Source organism: Streptomyces sp. CB02261, from assembly GCF_001905665.1.
GTDB lineage: Bacteria > Actinomycetota > Actinomycetes > Streptomycetales > Streptomycetaceae > Streptomyces.
Genome location: NZ_LIVX01000003.1, coordinates 161,838 through 179,915 on the forward strand (window position 1 = coordinate 161,838; position 18,078 = coordinate 179,915).

Consider the following 18,078-nt stretch of genomic DNA (forward strand, 5'->3'; position numbering starts at 1 on the left):
GACGCGCGCCCGGCCGCCCCGCCGGTCTCCGGATGTCACGGTCTGGTACTCGAACGCTCCGAGAGGACCCCGCTCCTGCGGATCGCTCATCCCTACGGATTAGGCTGCCCCCATGGCAAAGAAGCGCTCGGGCGGTGGTCTGACCGGGACCCAGCAGGCCGCCAAGTTCCTCGGTGTCAGTGTGCTCTCCGGAGCCGTGCTGGCGGGCATCGCCCTGCCCGCGGCCGGGGCACTCGGGCTGGCGGCGAAGGGGACGGTCGAAGGGTTCGACGAGATCCCCTCCAACCTGAAGACCCCACCGCTGAGTCAGCGCACCACGATCCTCGACTCCGAGGGCGGCCTCCTCGCCACGGTGTACTCGCGGGACCGCAAGGTCGTGCCGCTGGAGAAGATCTCCCCGTACATGCAGAAGGCGATCGTCGCGATCGAGGACGGCCGCTTCTACGAGCACGGGGCGATCGACCTCAAGGGCGTGCTGCGCGCGATCAACCGCAACGCGCAGGAGGGCGGGGTCGCGCAGGGCGCGTCCACGCTCACCCAGCAGTACGTGAAGAACGTCTTCGTCGAGGAGGCCGGTGACGACCCGGAGAAGGTCGCGCAGGCCACCCAGCAGACCATCGGCCGGAAGGTCCGCGAGCTGAAGTTCGCGATCCAGGTCGAGGAGGAGCTGGGCAAGAAGAAGATCCTGGAGAACTACCTCAACATCACGTTCTTCGGGCAGCAGGCGTACGGCATCGAGGCCGCCTCCCAGCGGTACTTCTCCAAGCACGCCGCCGACCTGAGCCTGGGCGAGGCGGCGATGATGGCCGGTCTCGTCCAGTCGCCGAGCCGCTACGACCCGATCAACGACATCCAGGAAGCCACCAAGCGCCGGAACGTGGTCCTCCAGCGGATGGCCGACGTGAAGGACATCAGCCAGGCCGAGGCGGACAAGGCGAAGGCGGCCCCGCTCAAGCTGAAGGTGAAGACCCCGAAGAACGGCTGCATCACCGCCGTCGACGGCGCCGGCTTCTTCTGCGACTACGTCCGCAAGACGATCCTCACCGACCCGGTCTTCGGGAAGACGGCCGAGGAGCGCCAGAAGCTGTGGAACCTGGGCGGCCTCACCGTCAAGACCACGCTCGACCCGCGCGCCCAGGCCGCCGCCAACGAGGCCGCCGTCGCGAAGATCAACAAGGACGACCCGGTCGCCGCCTCGGTGGTGCAGGTCCAGCCCCGTACCGGCAAGATCCTCTCGATGGGCCAGTCCCGCCCGTACGGCCTGGACCAGAAGCAGAACCAGACGACGCTGAACCTCGCCGTCGGCAGCAGGATGGGCGGCACGACGTACGGCTTCCAGGTCGGCTCGACCTTCAAGCCGATCACGGCGGCGGCGGCGCTGGAGAAGGGCATCAGCCCGGCGACGAGCTTCGACACGCCGTGGAAGATCAACATCCCGGAGAAGGACTACACCCGCTGCGACGGCAAGCCGGCCGGGTACGCCAACTGGGAGATCGGCAACGAGGTCGAGTCGGAGAAGGGCGCGTACGACATGACCAGCGCGCTCGGCAAGTCCATCAACACGTACTTCGCCAAGCTGGAGCAGATGGCCGGCCTCTGCGAGACGCTGACGATGGCGAAGAACGTCGGGTACGAGCGCGAGCTCGGCAAGCGGCTCCAGCAGCTGCCGTCCGTGACCCTCGGCGCCCAGGAGAGCACCCCGCTCGACATGGCGGCGGCCTACTCGACCTTCGCCAACCGTGGCATCTACTGCACCCCGGTCGCCATCGAGTCCGTCAAGGCGGCCAACGGCGACAAGCTGAACGTGCCGCAGACCAAGTGCACGCGGGCGATGAGCGAGCGCACCGCCGACCTGATCAACCAGATGCTGAAGGGCGTCGTCGAGGACGGCACGGGTACGAAGGCCGGCCTCAGCGACCGTGACAACGCGGGCAAGACCGGTACGACGAACGACCGCAAGGACGCCTGGTTCGTCGGCTACACGCCGAACCTGTCCACCGCCGTCTGGGTCGGTGACGACGTCGGCGAGAAGCAGTCGATGTACGACATCACCATCGGCGGCGTGACCTACGACAAGGTCTGCGGCGGCTGCCTCCCCGGCCCCATCTGGAAGATCGCGATGACGGGCGCACTGGACGCCTCCGAGACGCCGCGCTTCGCCCCCATCTCCGTACCGCGGGCCGAGAAGCCCAAGGACAAGGAGAAGGAAGGCGAGCAGGGCCCGAACAAGCCGGCGAAGCCGGGCAACGGCAAGCCGGGCGACAGCAAGCCCCCGACCAACCCGTTCCCGGGGATCACGCTCCCGGAGGACCTGCTGGGCGGCGGCAACGGCAACGGCCGCGGCGGAAACCGCTGACGCACGGACACGAGAGAGGGCGCCCCACCTGGTGGGGCGCCCTCTCTCGTACGTCCGACGGATGAGCGACTCGGCTCCGCCTGTCAGCTCAGCGGACCGGCGCGGCTCGGCCCGCGAGCGGGGTGGCCCGCTCGCTCACCTCGGGTCAGCCCGCGAGCAGCTTCTTCACGGAGGCGGCGACGCGACCGCCGTCGGCCTGGCCGGCCACCTTCGGGTTCACGATCTTCATGACGGCGCCCATGGCACGCGGCCCCTCGGCGCCCGCCGCCCTGGCCTCCGCGACGGCCGCCGCGACGATCCCGTCGAGCTCCTCGTCGCCGAGCTGCTTCGGCAGGTACGCGTCGAGGATGACGCCCTCCGCCTTCTCCCGCTCGGCGGACTCGAGACGACCGCCCTGGGCGAAGGCGTCCGCGGCCTCGCGGCGCTTCTTCGCCTCCTTGGCGATCACCTTCTGCACCTCGTCGTCGGAGAGTTCGCGCTTGGTCTTGCCCGCGACCTCCTCCTTGGTGATCGCGGTGATGGTCAGCCGCAGGGTCGAGGAGCGCAGTTCGTCGCGCTCCCGGATCGCGGCGTTGAGGTCGGCCTGGAGCTTCGCCTTCAGCGTGGTCATGGGGTCAAGTGTGGCAGGTGGATCACCCCACCCGCCCGCGCATTTACGCTCGACGGGTCTGCGACGATGGGGGAATGCGCGCACGGTACGGGATCCCCCTGAAGATCACGGCAGGCCTCACGGCGACTGCCGCCGCCGGAATCGTCTACGCGGCCGGTTTCGAGGCCCGCTCGTTCCGGCTCCGCCGCGTGACGGTCCCGGTGCTGCCACCGGGCATGAGCGACCTGCGGGTCCTCCAGGTCTCCGACATCCACATGGTGAGCGGCCAGCGCAAGAAGCGGGCCTGGCTCCAGTCCCTCGCGGGGCTCCGCCCCGACCTCGTCGTGAACACCGGCGACAACCTCTCCGACCCGGAGGCGGTCCCGGAGGTGCTCGACGCGCTCGGCCCGCTGATGGAGTTCCCGGGGGTGTACGTCTTCGGGTCCAACGACTACTACGGGCCCAAGCTGCGCAACCCCGGCCGCTACCTGTGGGAGAAGGCGCAGGGCCGCCACGGGCTCAACGGCAACAAGCCCGTCGCCGGCGCCGTCCACAACCCGTGGGAGGGGATGCGGGACGCCTTCGACGCGGCGGGCTGGGTGAACCTCACCAACACCCGCGGACGGGTCAAGCTGCCGCAGGCGGACCTCGCGTTCACCGGCCTCGACGACCCGCACATCAAGCGGGACCGGTACGAGCAGGTGGCCGGCGGCCCCGACGGCACGGCCGACTTCACGGTCGGCGTGGTCCACGCCCCGTACCTGCGGTCGCTCGACGCCTTCACGGCCGACGGGTACGAGCTGATCCTCGCCGGGCACACCCACGGCGGACAGCTGTGCGTCCCCTTCTACGGGGCGCTCGTCACCAACTGCGACCTGGACACCGACCGGGCGAAGGGGCTGTCCACCCACACGGCCGCCGACCGGACCTCGTACCTGCACGTCTCGGCGGGCTGCGGCACCAACCGCTACACCCCGATCCGCTTCGCCTGCCCGCCCGAGGTCACCCTGCTGACCCTGACGTCCCGCACCTGAGCGCGCCCGGCGGGGCGCGGCGCGCAAAAGCGGCGCACGAGCGGCACACGAGCGGAACCCCCGGGGGCCACACCGCCCCCACCCCGCGCCTCCAGCGCCCGCCGGACCTCCCCGCGACCCCCCGGAAACCGGATTTCGCCTCAGCGCGCGCGTGGGCTAAAGTAAGCGATGTCGCCGCGACGTGAAGAGCAGAGCAGCGACATCGGGGTGTAGCGCAGCTTGGCAGCGCGCTTCGTTCGGGACGAAGAGGTCGTGGGTTCAAATCCCGCCACCCCGACAGCCAAAACAGCAGGTGGGGCCGGTACTGATATCAGTACCGGCCCCACCTGTTTCTGTCTGCGTGACTACCGGTTCTCACGGGAAGTTCCGCCCGCGGGAACTCGGCCTCCGTCAGGCCGGGTTCGAACGCGTGGAGGCCGGGCCCGACGAGAGAAAACGCCGTGCCCGGGCTCCGGAAGTCGAGGTGCCTAGATCACCGGCGGGCGCCCCAGCCGGGTCATGTGGCGGACCGTGGACCAGCGCATGGGGCGGCGGGGGCCGCCGGAGCGGCGGACGCCCTCCGCGAAGCCGGCGAACCAGGACGCGAGGCCCGGCAGGGAGCGGGTGCGGGCCAGGGTGAGCAGGGTCCAGACGCCCAGGTAGACGGGGACCAGCAGCGCGGGCAGGTTCCGCTTGGCGAGCCAGACGCGGTTGCGGGCGGTCATCCGGTGGTAGACGGCGTGCCGGGCGGGGCTGGTCTTCGGGTGCTGGAGGAGGAGCGCCGGCTCGTAGATGACCTTCCAGCCCGCGTCGAGGGCGCGCCAGGCCATGTCGGTCTCCTCGTGCGTGAAGAAGAAGTCCTCCGGCCAGCCGCCGATCTCGTCGAGCATCGCCATCGACAGGCCGTGGCCGCCACCGAGGAAGGTCGTGACCTCCCCGCCGCGCATCGGGTCCTTCGCCCCGAGGCGCGGGACGTGGCGCCGCTGCGTCTCGCCCGTCTCGTCGGCGATACGGAACGAGACGACGCCCAGGGCCGGGTCGCCCTCGTACAGGTCGGCGAGGCGCCGGAAGACGTCGGTGTCGACGAGCAGTCCGTCGTCGTCCAGGTCCACCAGGACGTCGACGTCGCCGCAGTCGCGCAGCGTCTCGATGGCGACGTTCCGGCCGCCCGACACACCCCGGTTCTCGGGCAGTTCGACCCCGATGACGCCCTCGGGAAGCTCCGGGAGCGTCCCGGTACCGTTGCCGACGACGACGATCCGGGCGGCGGGCTCGTCCTGCCGCGCCACGGCGTCGAGCAGTGCCCGCAGCTCGACCGGGCGCGTGCCCATCGTCAGTACCGCCACACCCACACGAGGTCGTGCCACGACCCACTCCGTTCCACGCTCACCGGCGAATGCCGGCACTCACTCCGGGCCGCGATGCTAACCGGACGGCGCCACCTCTCGTTCATCCGCATCACAGTCCGCGTCCATCCGTGGGGGCCGCCGGACACGCCGTCGCGGCCTCGCGGCGGCCGGGGGCGGGCGTCTTCGCGACGATCGGAGCGGGCACAGGGGGGAGCGCGGCGAAGAGCACGGTCGCGCGGCTCTACGCTGGTTGTCTTCCGTCAAGTTGATCGATCGTCGAAAGGGTGGTCTCCAGGTGCTGGTCGCGGACCGATATCGGCTTCACGTGTGTATCGGCCGGGGCGGCATGGGCGAGGTGTGGCAGGCCACCGACGAGGTGCTCGGCCGGTCCGTGGCCGTCAAGCTGATGCTGGCGCAGTCGACGGACCCCTCCGCCGGTGACCGGTTCCGGCTGGAGGCGCAGACCGCCGCCCGGCTCAGCCACCCGCACGTGGTCGGCGTCTTCGACTTCGGTACGTGGGACGGGAAGCTGTTCCTCGTCATGGAGCTGGTGGAGGGCGACAGCCTCGCCGGGAGCCCGTCCGACCCGCTGGTCCTGCCCCCCGAACGGGTCGCCGTCGTCGCCGCCCACGCCGCCGCCGGGCTCGCCGCCGCGCACCGGCAGGGTGTCGTGCACCGGGACATCAAGCCGGGGAACCTGCTGGTCGACGGGGACGGAACGGTGAAGCTGGCCGACTTCGGCATCGCGCGGTTCGTCGACGACCCCTCGGCGGCGCTCACCACGACCGGGCAGATCGTGGGCACCGGGCTCTACCTGGCGCCCGAGCGGGCCCTCGGGCAGCCCGCCTCACCCGCCTCCGACGTGTACTCGCTCGGCTGCGTGCTCTACCAACTCCTCACCGGCCGCCCGCCGTTCCGGGCGGACACGGCGACGGCACTGCTGTACCAGCACATCGACACCGCGCCGGTACCCCCCGGGCGGCTCGGGGTGGCGCTGCCGTCGGAGTTCGAGGCGTATCTGCTGAGCCTGCTGGCCAAGCAGCCTGAGCAGCGGCCCTCGGCGCAGGCCATCGCGGACTGGTTCTCCTCCGGTGCCTGGCGGGCCTACGCGCCGGGCATACCGACGCAGCCCGGACCCGGCGCCGCGCACCACCACGCCGGCCCGCCGCCGGGTGCCGCCGCCCGGGCCACGCCCAGGTCCGCGCCGCTGTCGGCGCACAGGTCGGGTCCCGCCTCCGGGTCGCTGTCGGGGCCCATGCCCGCGCCCGCGGCGATGCCGACGGCCATGCCGGGGCAGGCCCACAGACCCGGGGCCGGGCAGGCGCACAGACCCCTGTCGGCCGGGGCGCCCACCTCGTCCCGGCGACGGGAGCGGCCCGCCGCCACGAGCAGCGGACTCGCGGAACTCTCCCGGCGCCGCCCCCGCAAGACGGCCGCGGTCGCCGGCGCCATCGCCTTCGTGGTCTTCCTGATCATCGGGATGGCCTGGCTCTCCTGAGCCCTGCCACGGGCCGCGGGACCCTCGGTCCGGGCGTCCTGGCCCTCCTGAGGCCCGCCACTGCCCGGGGCCCTCGGCCCCGGGCCGTCAGTACGCTCTCGGCGCCATCACCTGCGGCTCCCCGTCCGCCGTCAGGATCAGCCGGCAGCTCGGCTCGCCGGGCCCCGGGGTGACCCGTACGGACACGGCCGTCGGCGGGTCGGTCGGCAGCTCGACCGGGACGGTGACCGGCTCGTCACCACGCGTCTTGGCGTAGCCGGTCTCCTTGCCGTCGACGAGGATCTCGACGACGGTGCTGTGCCCCGTCCTGACCGTCGCGGAGACCGAGTGCCCGCGGTGGTCGATGTGGAAGTGGTGCCGTCGGGTCATGGGTCACCTCCGTACCCTCCAGAGTAGGTACGGAACGCCGCACGCGCCGCTCCACGCGCGACGGGCGGTCCCTACGCCGTCTCCGCCAGGGCGAACAGGCCGATCCTCGCGCCCTCTTCGTACGCCCGGCGCAGCTCCGGGTCGTCGAGCATGCCCCGCAGGGCCGTCTCGCTGCGGTCCCGGGTGGTAACGCAGTACTCCGCGGGCCGGTACGAGGCGTCGAAGGCGGAGGTCCGCAACAGGTTCACGGCGCCGAGCAGATGCGCGGCGGAGGCGGCACGGCCCGTCATGAGCCGCAGCTGGGCGAGGAGTTCGGCCGCGCAGGCCGCGCCGACCGCCGAGCCCAGCGTCAGATGGCCGCGCAGCGCCCTGCGGGCGTGGTCGGCGGCCCGTTCCCGCTCGCCGTCCCAGGCGAGGAGCTCGGCCCGCGCGTGGTGCGTCCAGGCCTCCGCCCACAGGTCGCGGCCCGCCCAGGCCCGCCGTGACGACGGGTCGAGCACCAGCTGGTCCAGGGCCTCCTGGGCGGCCTCCGGGTCGGTACGGGTGAGGCTGAGGGCGAGCGCGGCCCAGCACAGCTCCCGGGTGGGCCCGAACTCCGGATAGTGGCCCATCAGGGCCAGCGCGTCCCTGAACTCGGCCGCCGCCGCGCGCGTACGCCCCTGGTAGAGGGCGGCCGCGCCGCGCAGGTGCGACAGCAGACCGAGGGTGCGGTCGTCCCTCTCCCGTACGGCGGCCGCCCAGGCCTGGACGAGGAGCGGGTCGGCGTCCTCGGGGCGGCCCGACTCCAGCTCCAGGAAGGCGGCGAGCCACAGGGCGCGGGACGTCGGCTGCCCGGTGTGCAGGGAGAGAGCGTGGCGCAGCCGGGTCCTGCCCTCGGTGACCCGCCCGCAGGCGACCCACAGGAACCACAGGGAGACGGCTATCTCGACGGCGGTGTCGGCCTCGGCGCTCGGCGAGAGGGGCGCGGTCGTCGGGTCCATGGCGGCGGCCAGGTCGGGGAGTTCGCGCAGGGCGAGGTCGCGGGCGTCGAGCTGCCGGCCGCTCTGCCACCAGTCGGCGGCCTGCCGGGCGACCCGTGCGCACCATCTGCGGTGGCGCAGGACGACGGCCCAGCGGTCGCCGCGCGCGGTGAGCCGGCGGGCGCCGACGGCCCGCATGGGCTGCGGCATCCAGTAGCGGGGGGCGTCGTCCTCGCCGTCGAAGAGGTCGTCGACGGGGAGGAGGGCGGCGGGGGCCAGCCGGTCGAGGACCGACAGGACGACCGCCGGCGGCAGGGCGTCGGAGGCGCACACCTCACGGACGGCGTCCAGGCCGAAGGCGCCCTCGAAGACGGAGAGCCGTTCCCACAGGAGCTGTTCGGCGAGTCCGCAGCGGGCGTAGCCGCGCTCGGCGGCGGCGAACTGCTCAGGGCTCACGGGCTCGCCCCACAGCTCGGCCCCCGGCTCGGTCCTCGGCGGCCTCGGCTCGGTCCTCGCCCCCGGCGTCCTCGGCTCCGCCCCCGGGCTCGTGGGCTCTGCCCCCGGCGTCCTCGGCTCCGTCCTCGGTCGTTCACCGGTCACCCTGTACCCCCGTCACCCGTTCGTTCCGTGCCCGCGGCCGTGCCCGCATCGGTGAGGTGTGGCCGAATCGATGGCGGACAATCGCCGTTGCGGCTTGAATGCAGAGGCCCTGACCCACATCCTGGGGCGCTCCGGGACCCAGACCCACGGATTCCCAGGGATCGGCCAAGGAGGAAAATGCGTACCGGGGAATCCGTCCTGGGAGAGGCGGATCTTTCGCTGATCCACGCATTGCAGATAGCCCCGCGGGCCAGCTGGACCCAGCTCTCGGCCGTCCTGGGGGCGAGCCCGGACACCCTCGCCCGGCGCTGGGAGCACCTCACGGCCGGTGGCTACGCGTGGAGTTCCCTGCTCGCCGCGCGCCGCGGCACGGACGCCATGCTCTACGCGTGGATCGAGCTGGAGTGCGTCGCGGGCCGTGCCGAGGCCACCGCGACCGAGGTGTCGCGCGACCCCTGCACCCTCGGCGTGCACGCGGTGACCGGCGACGCCGATCTGGTCCTGCTCGTGGCCTGCCCCGACCTGTACGCCCTCGACGCGTACCTCGCCGGGCGGGTGCGGCGGCTGCCCGGGGTGATCCGCTCCCGTACGCAGGTCGTCACGCGGCTGCACAACCGCCCGTACCGGTCGCGGATCGAGCAGCTCACCCCGGGGCAGGTCCAGCTCCTCACGGGGATCACGGGCGGCGACCGGCGCTCACGCGCGCGCGTGGGGACCGGGCCGAACCTGACGGAGCTGGACCACCGGCTGGTCGCGGAGCTGGCGGGGGACGCCCGCCGCAGCGCCGCGGAGCTGGCCCGGCAGTGCGGTACGAGCGAGTCGACGGTACGGCGGCGGCTGGACGTCCTCGCGGCGGGCGGCGCCCTCCACCACCACTGTCTGCCGGCCCCGAGGTTCTCCGGGCGCCCGGTGTGGGCGATGGTCACGACCGACGTACCGCCGCTGGAGGTGCCGGAGACGGTGGCGGCGCTGGCCCGGCTGCGCGAGACCCGGCTCGTCACCTCGGTCACGGGACCGCACAACCTGGCCGTCGCCCTGTGGCTGCGTACCGTCGACGAGCTGCACGACGTGACGGCGGCGCTGGTGCGGGCCGCCCCGGCGCTGCGGATCGCGGGCACCGCGCTCTCGCTGCGCACCCACAAGATCGGGGCGCAGGTCCTCGGCCCGGACGGCCGCCGCACGCATCACGTGCCCCCCGAGACGCCGTTCTGAGGGACACGGGAACGCCACGGGCACCCGGCACCCGGCTCAGGCCGGCCTGGACGCCCTGATCGAGTACATCAGCGGGATGCGGGGGCGGTCCGCCGGGAAGCGGTAGGAGCCGTCGTCGTGCCGCTGGAGCGCGCCGTAGCGGGGGAACAGCGAGGCGTCGTGCTCGTGGAGGAACTCGATCCGCAGACCCGCCCCGGCGATCGCGGTGACGACCTCGCCGACCGGGTGCACCCACTCGACGCTGCGGTTGTGGACGGTGGCGGCGTCGAGGTCGGCGTAGGTGCCCGGGGTGGTGTCGACCCAGGGGTCGCGGACGAAGTAGTCGTGGACGACCCGGCTGCCGGTCTCGTCGTCGAGCGAGTCCGTCAGCGGGTGGAACTCCGCCACGTAGAGGAAGCCGCCGGGAGCGACGAGCGAGGCGGCGGTCTCCGCCCAGCGCTCGATGTCGGGCAGCCAGCACAGCGCCCCGCTGCCGGTGTAGACGACGTCGTACGCGCTGTCCGGCACGGCCTCGGCGGCGTCGTACACGTCGGCGGCGACGAAGGCGGCGCGGTCCTGGGTGAGGCCCAGGTCGGCGGCGAGCGAGCGGGCGGTCTCGACGGCCGGCTCGGAGAAGTCGAGACCGACGACGTGCGCGGCGCCGTGCCGGGCCCAGGAGAGGGTGTCGAGGCCGATGTGGCACTGGAGGTGCAGCAGGGAACGGCCGGTGACGTCGCCGACCTCCGCGCGTTCGAACTCCCGCAGGGGGTCCTTGCCCGCGCGGAAGCTGTCGAGGTCGTAGAACCGGCTCGCCGCGTGGATCGGGACGCGTTCGTCCCAGCGTGCGCGGTTGGCCTCGCGCCAGTCCTCGGGGGTCGGGGAGTACATGCCAGCGAGGTTATCCACAGGTTCGGAGGGACGCGACCTGATAATTCGCCGCGCGGAGCATCATGGGTGCCATGACTGAGAGCAAGGCAATCGACACCCCCGTCTGGGAGCAGCGCTTCCGCGCGCCGCGCGTCTCCCTGCCCGACTGGGCCGAGGAGGCCCCGGACCGCTCCCTCTTCGTGTCCAACGCGACGGGGACGTACGAGCTGTACGCCTGGGACCGGGCGAGCGGGGAGCAGCGGCAGGTCACGGACCGGCCGAACGGCACGACGGACGGCACCCTGTCACCGGACGGCGCCTGGATCTGGTGGTTCGCGGACACCGACGGGGACGAGTTCGGGGTGTGGATGCGCCAGCCGTTCGGCGGCGGCGCCGACGAGCCGGCCGTGCCCGGTCTCGCCCCCTCCTATCCGGCGGGCCTCGCCCTCGGCCGGGAGGGCACGGTCGTCGTGGGCCGCTCCACGGACGAGGAGGGCTCGACGGTCCATCTGGTCCGCCCCGGGGCGGACGCCCCCGTCGAGATCTACCGGCACCGGGAGTCGGCCGGGGTCGGGGACCTGTCGCGCGACGGGTCGCTGATCGCGATCGAGCACACGGAGCACGGGGACGCGATGCACTCGGCGCTGCGGGTGCTGCGCGCCTCGGACGCGGGCGTGGTCGCGGAGCTCGACGACACCAAGGGCGGTACGGAGGAGCTGGGGCTCGCGGTCCTCGGCTTCGCGCCGGTCGCCGGGGACGGCCGGCTGCTCGTCGGGCACCAGCGGCGCGGCCGCTGGGAGCCGATGCTCTGGGACGTGACGACGGGCGCGGAGACGGACCTGGCGCTCGACCTGCCGGGCGACGTGTCGGCCGAGTGGTACCCGGACGGCACCGGGCTGCTGATCGTCCACAGCTTCGAGGCCCGCAGCGAGCTGTGGCGGTACGAGATCGCGACCGGCGCGCTGGTGCGGGTGGACACCCCGGCCGGTTCGGTGTCGAGCGCCACGGCCCGCCCCGACGGCAGCGTGGAGTACCTGTGGTCGTCGGCCGCCGAGCCGCCGGTGGTGCGGTCCACGTCCGGCCGGGTCGTCCTCGACCCGCCGGGCCCGAAGGCGCCGCCGTCGGTGCCGGTGGAGGACGTGTGGGTGGAGGGCCCCGGGGGCCGGGTCCACGCGCTCGTGCAGCGCCCGGAGGGCGAGGGCCCGTTCCCCACGGTCTTCGAGGTGCACGGCGGTCCCACCTGGCACGACAGCGACGCCTTCGCCTCGGGCCCGGCGGCCTGGGTGGACCACGGGTACGCGGTGGTGCGGGTCAACTACCGGGGGTCGACGGGATACGGCCGGGAGTGGACGGACGCGCTCAAGCACCGGGTCGGCCTGATCGAGCTGGAGGACGTCGAGGCGGTGCGCGCGTGGGCGGTGGCGAGCGGTCTCGCCGACCCGGCGCGGCTCGTCCTGTCCGGCGGCTCCTGGGGCGGCTATCTCACGCTCCTGGGTCTCGGCACCCAGCCGGACGCCTGGGCGGTGGGTCTCGCGGCGGTCCCGGTCGCGGACTACGTCACGGCGTACGAGGACGAGATGGAGGCTCTCAAGGCGCTGGACCGGACGCTCCTCGGCGGCTCGCCCGAGGAGGTGCCCGAGCGGTACGCGGCCTCGTCGCCGCTGACGTACGTGGACCGGGTGAAGGCCCCGGTGCACATCTCGGCCGGTGTCAACGACCCGCGCTGCCCGATCCGCCAGATCGACAACTACGTCGAGCGGCTGGCGGCCCGGGGCGCGGTGCACGAGGTGTACCGGTACGACGCGGGGCACGGCTCGCTGGTGGTGGAGGAGCGGATCAAGCAGGTCGCCCTGGACCTGGCGTTCGCCGCGAAGCACCTGGGGACCCGGCCGACGGGGGGCTGAGGCGGCTTGCGTACCGTGGGGGGCGTGTACCGGTTCCTGAGAACGCCCCGCTGGTGGGGGATCAACGTCTTCGTCCTGCTGGCGATCCCGTTCTGCGTCTTCATGGGGACCTGGCAGCTGGGCAAGTTCGAGGATCGCGTCGACACCCACCAGGAGGCCGAGGAGCGGCCGGCCGCGAGCTCCCTGGCGGCGGCGCCGCTGGACTCGCTGCTGCCGGTGGACAAGGAGACCTCGGGCCGCCCGGCCGAGGCGCGCGGCCGGTTCGGGGAGCAGTTCCTCGTCCCGGACCGTGAGCTGGACGGCCGGGCCGGCTCGTACGTCCTGACGATGCTGCGGACGGACGCCGGGCGGTCCCTGCCGGTGGTCCGGGGCTGGCTCCCCACGGGCGCGGAGGCCCCCGCCCCGCCGTCCGGCGAGGTGACGGTGGTGGGCGCGCTCCAGGCCTCGGAGACCGCGGGCACCAAGGGCGTCCACACGGCCGGCGGGCTGCCCGAGGGGCAGCTCGGCATGATCAGCGCGGCCACCCTGGTGAACGTGGTGACGGACGACGTCTACGACGCCTGGATCACCCTCGCCGACGCGCCCGCCGGTCTCACCCCGGTCCCCGCGGCCGCGGCGGCGGGCACGAGCCTGGACGTGAAGGCCTTCCAGAACCTCGGCTACACGGCGGAGTGGTTCGTCTTCGCCGGTTTCGTCCTCTTCATGTGGTTCCGCCTGGTGCGCCGCGAGGCGGAGGCGTCCCGCGACGAGGCCCTGGGCCTGTAGGCCGTCCTGCTCAGGCGGGCGGGCCCCGCAGGACCCGCCCCTGAGCTTCCAGGCCCTGAGCCTTCCGCCCCTGAGCCTCCCGGCCCAGGGGCTCGCGGCCTCAGGACAGGAGGCCGGTCCGGTAGAGGGTGCCCGCGCAGGCGTTGGAGATGGTCGCCGACGCCGCCGGACCGCCCGGTTCGGCGACGTGGGTGACCAGGACGCTGCCGTCCGCCGGGCCGTCCTCACGGAGCAGCTGGGGTGCCGCGCCGGCTTCCGCCTCCGCGCCCGTGCCCGCCTCCCCGCCGGTGTCCGGTCCGGTGCCGGTGCCGCCCGCGCCCGAGCCCTCGCTGGGGTCGGGGTCGGTCGTCGGCTCCGTCGGCGGGGGGTCCGTCGGGGGCGGTGTGGTCGGCGGCTCGGTGGGCTCCACCGGATCCGTCGGGGTGGGCTCGCCGCCGCTCGTCGGGCAGGTCTCGCTGGGTACCCAGACGAACTTCACCTGGTAGGAGCCGCTCGGCCGCAGGACGAGCGAGGACGACTCCTGCGAGGGGTCGGGCAGCCCGCTGCCGCCGTCGCCCGAGGTGTGCCGGACCACCGAGATCCGCGAGGGGTCGGCGGCGCCGCGGGCCTCGAAGCTGAAGACCCCGCTGCCGTCGACGACACAGGCACGGCCGGAGTAGTTGGCGATGCGGAAGGAGCCGTGCACCTTTCCCTCGCCGTCGGGCCCGCCGGCCCCGGCGGAGCTGATGACGAGCTGGTCGGCCCTGCACCGCGGCACGGAGCCGGTGTCCGTGCCCTGCGTCTGCCGGGGGCCGCCGCCGACCGCGCCGGTGCCGGGCCGCTGCGGCGTGCCGGAGGCACCTTCCGCCTCACCCGGGGACGGGGACACGGTGGTCGCGGGGCCCGTCGCGCTCTGACCGCCCTCGACGCCGGTCTCGGCGCCGGTGCCGCCCTGGGCCTCCTCGCCGTGGCCCGCGTTCACCGGGTTGCCGGCGGCGGAGACGCCGCCCGACGCGGCGACGTGCACGAAGGCCGGCACCGCCGTCCCGATGAGGACCGCCGCGGCGGCCGCGCCCACGATGGCCTGCCGCTTCCGGGCCCGCCGCGCGGGCACGGCGCGGTGCAGGTGTTCGAGCGAACCGTGGGACGGTTCGAGGCCGGACACGGCGCTCTGGAACAGCCGCCGCAGCGCCAGTTCCTCGTCGCCGTCGCCCTCGCCGGGCTCGATGTTCACCATGCGCTGTCCACTCAGGTCGTCACGTTCTTCTCCGGCGTCACGTCCGCCGTCCTTGCCGATCGCCTCGCTCATGACGTCGCTCCCATGGCGACGCGCAGCGCCGCGATGCCCCGCGAACCGTATGCCTTCACCGAACCCAGCGATATCCCGAGCGCCTCGGCGACCTGCGCCTCGGTCATGTCGGAGAAGTACCGCAGGGCGAGCACCTCGCGCTGGCGCCGCTGGAGCCCGCGCATGGCCTTGATCAGGTCCTCGCGCTCCAGCTGGTCGTACGCGCCCTCCTCCGCGCTGGCCATGTCCGGCATCGGCTTGGACAGCAGCTTGAGGCCGAGGATGCGGCGGCGCAGCGCGGACCGGGAGAGGTTCACGACGGTCTGGCGCAGGTAGGCGAGCGTCTTCTCGGGCTCGCGCACCCGCTTGCGGGCCGAGTGGACGCGGATGAACGCCTCCTGGACGACGTCCTCGCAGGAGGCCGTGTCGTCGAGGAGCAGCGCGGCGAGTCCGAGCAGCGACCGGTAGTGGGCGCGGTAGGTCTCGGTGAGGTGGTCGACGGTGGTGCCGGCGGCGGGGGCGCTCTCGGCGCTCGCCCGGGGCGACGGGATGCCGTCCATGGAGCCGGCGCGGGATCCGGTGGGCACGGGGGCGATCACCGGCATGCCGCCGAGAGCGCGCGGGCGCCGGTACGGGGCGGCCGCCGCGGAGGCGCGTACGGGGACGACTGCGACGCTCCGCGCGGGGAGCACCGCCGTGCCCGCGCCGCGCAGCGGGGCGATGGTCGCGATGTCGAGTAGCTCAGCCACGCATGTTGGACACGCTTCCCCCCGTCAGGGTTGTACGCGTGCGTCACCCTTTTCGACGGTGCGTCGTCTGTCCTCATCCGTAACCGTTCTCCCCGATGCCCCGCCCTCACAGCGTGTCCGCTCCCACGACCGTGGCGAACGCAGAGACGCCTCCACCCAACTACTGGTTGCAGCAAGGGGGAAGAGCATCGTCAACCACGGAATCACCGCAGTTCAAGAGGTATCTGACGCGTATTTGCTCACAGGACGTACACAGATCCTACAAAGCCGGGACAACAGATTCCGCGATCTGAAGCGCGTTCAGCGCCGCACCCTTGCGGAGATTGTCCACGCAGACGAAGAAATCGAGGGCGCGCTCGTCGTCGAGGGAGCGCCGTACCCGCCCCACCCAGGCGGGGTCGGTGCCGACGACGTCGGCGGGGGTGGGGAAGTCGCCCGCGCCGGGGTCGTCGTACAGCACGACCCCCGGCGAGGTCGCCAGGATCTCGTGCGCGCGCCCGACGGGCACGGGGCGCTCGAAGCGGGCGTGCACGGAGACGGAGTGGCCGGTGATGACGGGCACCCGCAGGCAGGTGGCGGAGACCCGCAGCATGGGCAGTCCGAGCACCCGTCGGGTCTCGTCCCGTACGCGCTCCTCCTCCGAGGAGGCCCCGTCGGCGCCCGGGGTGCCCGACCAGGGCAGGACGTTGGCGGCGAGGGGCCCGGGGAAGGGGCCGGTGTTCTCGCCCACGGCCCGCCGCAGGTCACCGGGTTGGGTGCCCAGGTCGCCGTCGGCGGCCACCAGGCCGAGCTGGCCCCGGAGCGCGTCGACGCCCGCCTGTCCGGCACCGGCGCCGCCTGCTGCCTGCTGGGCGGTGACGACGAGTTCGGTGAGCCCGAACTGGGCGTGGAGGGCGCCCACGGCGACGATCAGGGCGAGGGTGGTGCAGCCGGGGCTCGCGACGATGCCCCGGGGCCGTACGCGCGCCGCGTGCGGGTTGGTCTCGGGGACCACGAGGGGGACGTCGGGGTCCGCCCGGAAGGCGGCGGAGGTGTCGACGACGACGGCGCCCTTGGCCGCGGCGATGGGCGCCCAGTGCGCGGCGACCGCCTCGGGCACCAGGAAGAGCGCGAGGTCGACGCCTTCGAGGGCCTCCTCGTCCAGCGCGAGGATCTCGCACTCCACCCCGCGCACGGCGGCCTTGCGGCCCGCCGAACGCGGGGAGGAGAGGAGGCGTATCTCGCCCCAGACGTCCGCGTGGTGCGTGAGCATCTGGAGCATCACCGAGCCGACGGCTCCGGTCGCACCGACGACCGCGAGCGTCGGCTTCGGCGTCATCGGCCGGTGCCTCCATAGACGACGGCCTCGTCCGAGTCGCTGTCCAGGCCGAAGGCCGAGTGGACGGCGCGCACGGCCTCGTTGACGTCGTCGGCGCGGGTGACGACGGAGATGCGGATCTCGGACGTCGAGATCAGCTCGATGTTCACACCGGCGTCGGAGAGCGCGCGGAAGAAGTCCGCGGTGACCCCCGGGTTGGTCTTCATGCCGGCGCCGACCAGGGAGATCTTGCCGATCTGGTCGTCGTACCGCAGCGACTCGAAGCCGATCGCGGTCTTCGCCTTCTCCAGGGCGTCGATGGCCTTGCGGCCCTCGGCCTTGGGGAGGGTGAAGGAGATGTCCGTGAGGCCGGTGGAGGCCGCGGACACGTTCTGCACGATCATGTCGATGTTGATCTCGGCGTCCGCGACGGCCCGGAAGATGGCCGCGGCCTCGCCCGGCTTGTCCGGCACGCCGACGACGGTGATCTTCGCCTCGGAGGTGTCGTGGGCGACGCCCGAGATGATGGCCTGCTCCACCTTGCGGTCCCCTTGTGGCTCGTTGCTGACCCACGTGCCCTGCAGCCCCGAGAAGGACGAGCGGACGTGGATCGGGATGTTGTAGCGACGCGCGTACTCGACGCACCGGTGCAGCAGCACCTTGGAGCCGGAGGCGGCGAGCTCCAGCATGTCCTCGAAGGAGATCCAGTCGATCTTCTTCGCCTTCTTCACGACGCGCGGGTCGGCCGTGAACACACCGTCGACGTCGGTGTAGATCTCACAGACCTCGGCGTCGAGCGCGGCCGCCAGCGCCACGGCGGTGGTGTCGGAACCGCCACGGCCCAGCGTGGTGATGTCCTTCTTGTCCTGGGACACACCCTGGAAACCGGCGACGATGGCGATGTTGCCCTCGTCGAGGGCGGTGCGGATCCGGCCCGGCGTGACATCGATGATGCGCGCTTTGTTGTGGACGGAGTCGGTGATGACACCGGCCTGGCTGCCCGTGAACGACTGGGCCTCGTGGCCCAGGTTTTTGATCGCCATGGCCAGCAGGGCCATGGAGATCCGCTCTCCGGCGGTCAGCAGCATGTCGAACTCACGCCCGGCAGGGATCGGGGATACCTGCTCGGCGAGATCGATCAACTCGTCCGTCGTGTCGCCCATCGCGGAAACCACGACGACCACCTGGTGGCCGTTCTTCTTGGCGTCCACGATTCGCTTGGCGACGCGCTTGATGCCTTCGGCATCGGCAACGGAGGAGCCTCCGTACTTCTGCACGACAAGGCCCACGTGCGCTCCTCGCTCA

General features: G+C 72.8%; 15 protein-coding genes and 1 tRNA gene. 7 read left to right on the top strand and 9 right to left on the bottom strand.

Annotation, left to right across the window (positions count from 1 at the left end; genetic code table 11):
- Positions 1-112: 112 nt before the first annotated feature.
- Positions 113-2,356: a transglycosylase domain-containing protein gene (locus AMK29_RS10880; protein WP_073811140.1), complete on the top strand. Its 2,244-nt coding sequence runs from the start codon at positions 113-115 to the stop codon at positions 2,354-2,356.
- A 145-nt stretch (positions 2,357-2,501) separates the two neighbouring features.
- On the opposite strand, the gene AMK29_RS10885 is transcribed toward AMK29_RS10880, so the two are convergent.
- Positions 2,502-2,966: a GatB/YqeY domain-containing protein gene (locus AMK29_RS10885; RefSeq protein ID WP_073811142.1), complete on the bottom strand. Its 465-nt coding sequence runs from the start codon at positions 2,964-2,966 to the stop codon at positions 2,502-2,504.
- A gap of 74 nt (positions 2,967-3,040) precedes the next feature.
- Here AMK29_RS10885 and AMK29_RS10890 point away from each other — a divergent pair, with 74 nt between their 5' ends.
- Together AMK29_RS10890 and AMK29_RS10895 are read left to right on the top strand one after the other, a co-directional pair.
- Positions 3,041-3,979, top strand: coding sequence for a metallophosphoesterase (locus AMK29_RS10890; RefSeq protein ID WP_073811145.1), 939 nt, complete (start codon positions 3,041-3,043; stop codon positions 3,977-3,979).
- 203 nt (positions 3,980-4,182) lie between these two features.
- Positions 4,183-4,256: transfer RNA gene (locus AMK29_RS10895), tRNA-Pro, on the top strand.
- 190 nt (positions 4,257-4,446) lie between these two features.
- Here the strand turns inward: AMK29_RS10895 and AMK29_RS10900 are convergent.
- A complete protein-coding gene (locus AMK29_RS10900; protein WP_198942220.1) occupies positions 4,447-5,325 on the bottom strand; it encodes a glycosyltransferase family 2 protein in 879 nt (292 codons plus the stop codon).
- A 328-nt stretch (positions 5,326-5,653) separates the two neighbouring features.
- On the opposite strand from AMK29_RS10900, the gene AMK29_RS10905 reads away from it, so the two are divergent.
- Positions 5,654-6,805 carry a serine/threonine-protein kinase gene (locus AMK29_RS10905; RefSeq protein ID WP_241845323.1) on the top strand — a complete coding sequence of 384 codons (1,152 nt, stop codon included), beginning with the start codon at positions 5,654-5,656 and terminating at the stop codon, positions 6,803-6,805.
- An 87-nt stretch (positions 6,806-6,892) separates the two neighbouring features.
- Here AMK29_RS10905 and AMK29_RS10910 read toward each other — a convergent pair whose 3' ends face one another.
- Entirely contained in the window at positions 6,893-7,174 is a 282-nt protein-coding gene (locus tag AMK29_RS10910) for a hypothetical protein (protein ID WP_073811152.1), read from the bottom strand.
- Between the two features lie 71 nt (positions 7,175-7,245).
- On the bottom strand, positions 7,246-8,589 hold the full coding sequence (locus AMK29_RS10915; protein WP_241845279.1) for a tetratricopeptide repeat protein: 1,344 nt from the start codon (positions 8,587-8,589) through the stop codon (positions 7,246-7,248).
- 321 nt (positions 8,590-8,910) lie between these two features.
- Here AMK29_RS10915 and AMK29_RS37625 point away from each other — a divergent pair, with 321 nt between their 5' ends.
- The gene (locus tag AMK29_RS37625) at positions 8,911-9,945 is read left to right on the top strand and encodes an Lrp/AsnC family transcriptional regulator (RefSeq protein WP_073811155.1); all 1,035 of its coding nucleotides are present in this window, start codon (positions 8,911-8,913) and stop codon (positions 9,943-9,945) included.
- 36 nt (positions 9,946-9,981) lie between these two features.
- Here the strand turns inward: AMK29_RS37625 and AMK29_RS10925 are convergent, their stop codons facing one another.
- Positions 9,982-10,812 carry a class I SAM-dependent methyltransferase gene (locus tag AMK29_RS10925; protein ID WP_073811158.1) on the bottom strand — a complete coding sequence of 277 codons (831 nt, stop codon included), beginning with the start codon at positions 10,810-10,812 and terminating at the stop codon, positions 9,982-9,984.
- A 62-nt stretch (positions 10,813-10,874) separates the two neighbouring features.
- On the opposite strand from AMK29_RS10925, the gene AMK29_RS10930 reads away from it, so the two are divergent.
- On the top strand, positions 10,875-12,695 hold the full coding sequence (locus tag AMK29_RS10930) for a S9 family peptidase (protein WP_073811161.1): 1,821 nt from the start codon (positions 10,875-10,877) through the stop codon (positions 12,693-12,695).
- 24 nt (positions 12,696-12,719) lie between these two features.
- Positions 12,720-13,460, top strand: a complete 741-nt coding sequence (locus tag AMK29_RS10935) for an SURF1 family protein (protein WP_073811164.1) — start codon at positions 12,720-12,722, stop codon at positions 13,458-13,460.
- 100 nt (positions 13,461-13,560) lie between these two features.
- Here the strand turns inward: AMK29_RS10935 and AMK29_RS10940 are convergent, their stop codons facing one another.
- From AMK29_RS10940 to AMK29_RS10955, 4 genes are all read right to left on the bottom strand, one after another.
- On the bottom strand, positions 13,561-14,748 hold the full coding sequence (locus AMK29_RS10940) for a hypothetical protein (RefSeq protein ID WP_073811166.1): 1,188 nt from the start codon (positions 14,746-14,748) through the stop codon (positions 13,561-13,563).
- Positions 14,745-15,476, bottom strand: a complete 732-nt coding sequence (locus tag AMK29_RS10945; protein ID WP_073811168.1) for a SigE family RNA polymerase sigma factor — start codon at positions 15,474-15,476, stop codon at positions 14,745-14,747. The genes AMK29_RS10940 and AMK29_RS10945 overlap by 4 nt, the downstream gene beginning before the upstream one ends.
- Positions 15,477-15,735: 259 nt before the next feature.
- Positions 15,736-16,794 carry an aspartate-semialdehyde dehydrogenase gene (locus tag AMK29_RS10950; protein ID WP_073811170.1) on the bottom strand — a complete coding sequence of 353 codons (1,059 nt, stop codon included), beginning with the start codon at positions 16,792-16,794 and terminating at the stop codon, positions 15,736-15,738.
- Entirely contained in the window at positions 16,791-18,062 is a 1,272-nt protein-coding gene (locus AMK29_RS10955; RefSeq protein WP_073811174.1) for an aspartate kinase, read from the bottom strand. The genes AMK29_RS10950 and AMK29_RS10955 overlap by 4 nt, the downstream gene beginning before the upstream one ends.
- Between the last annotated feature and the right edge of the window lie 16 nt (positions 18,063-18,078).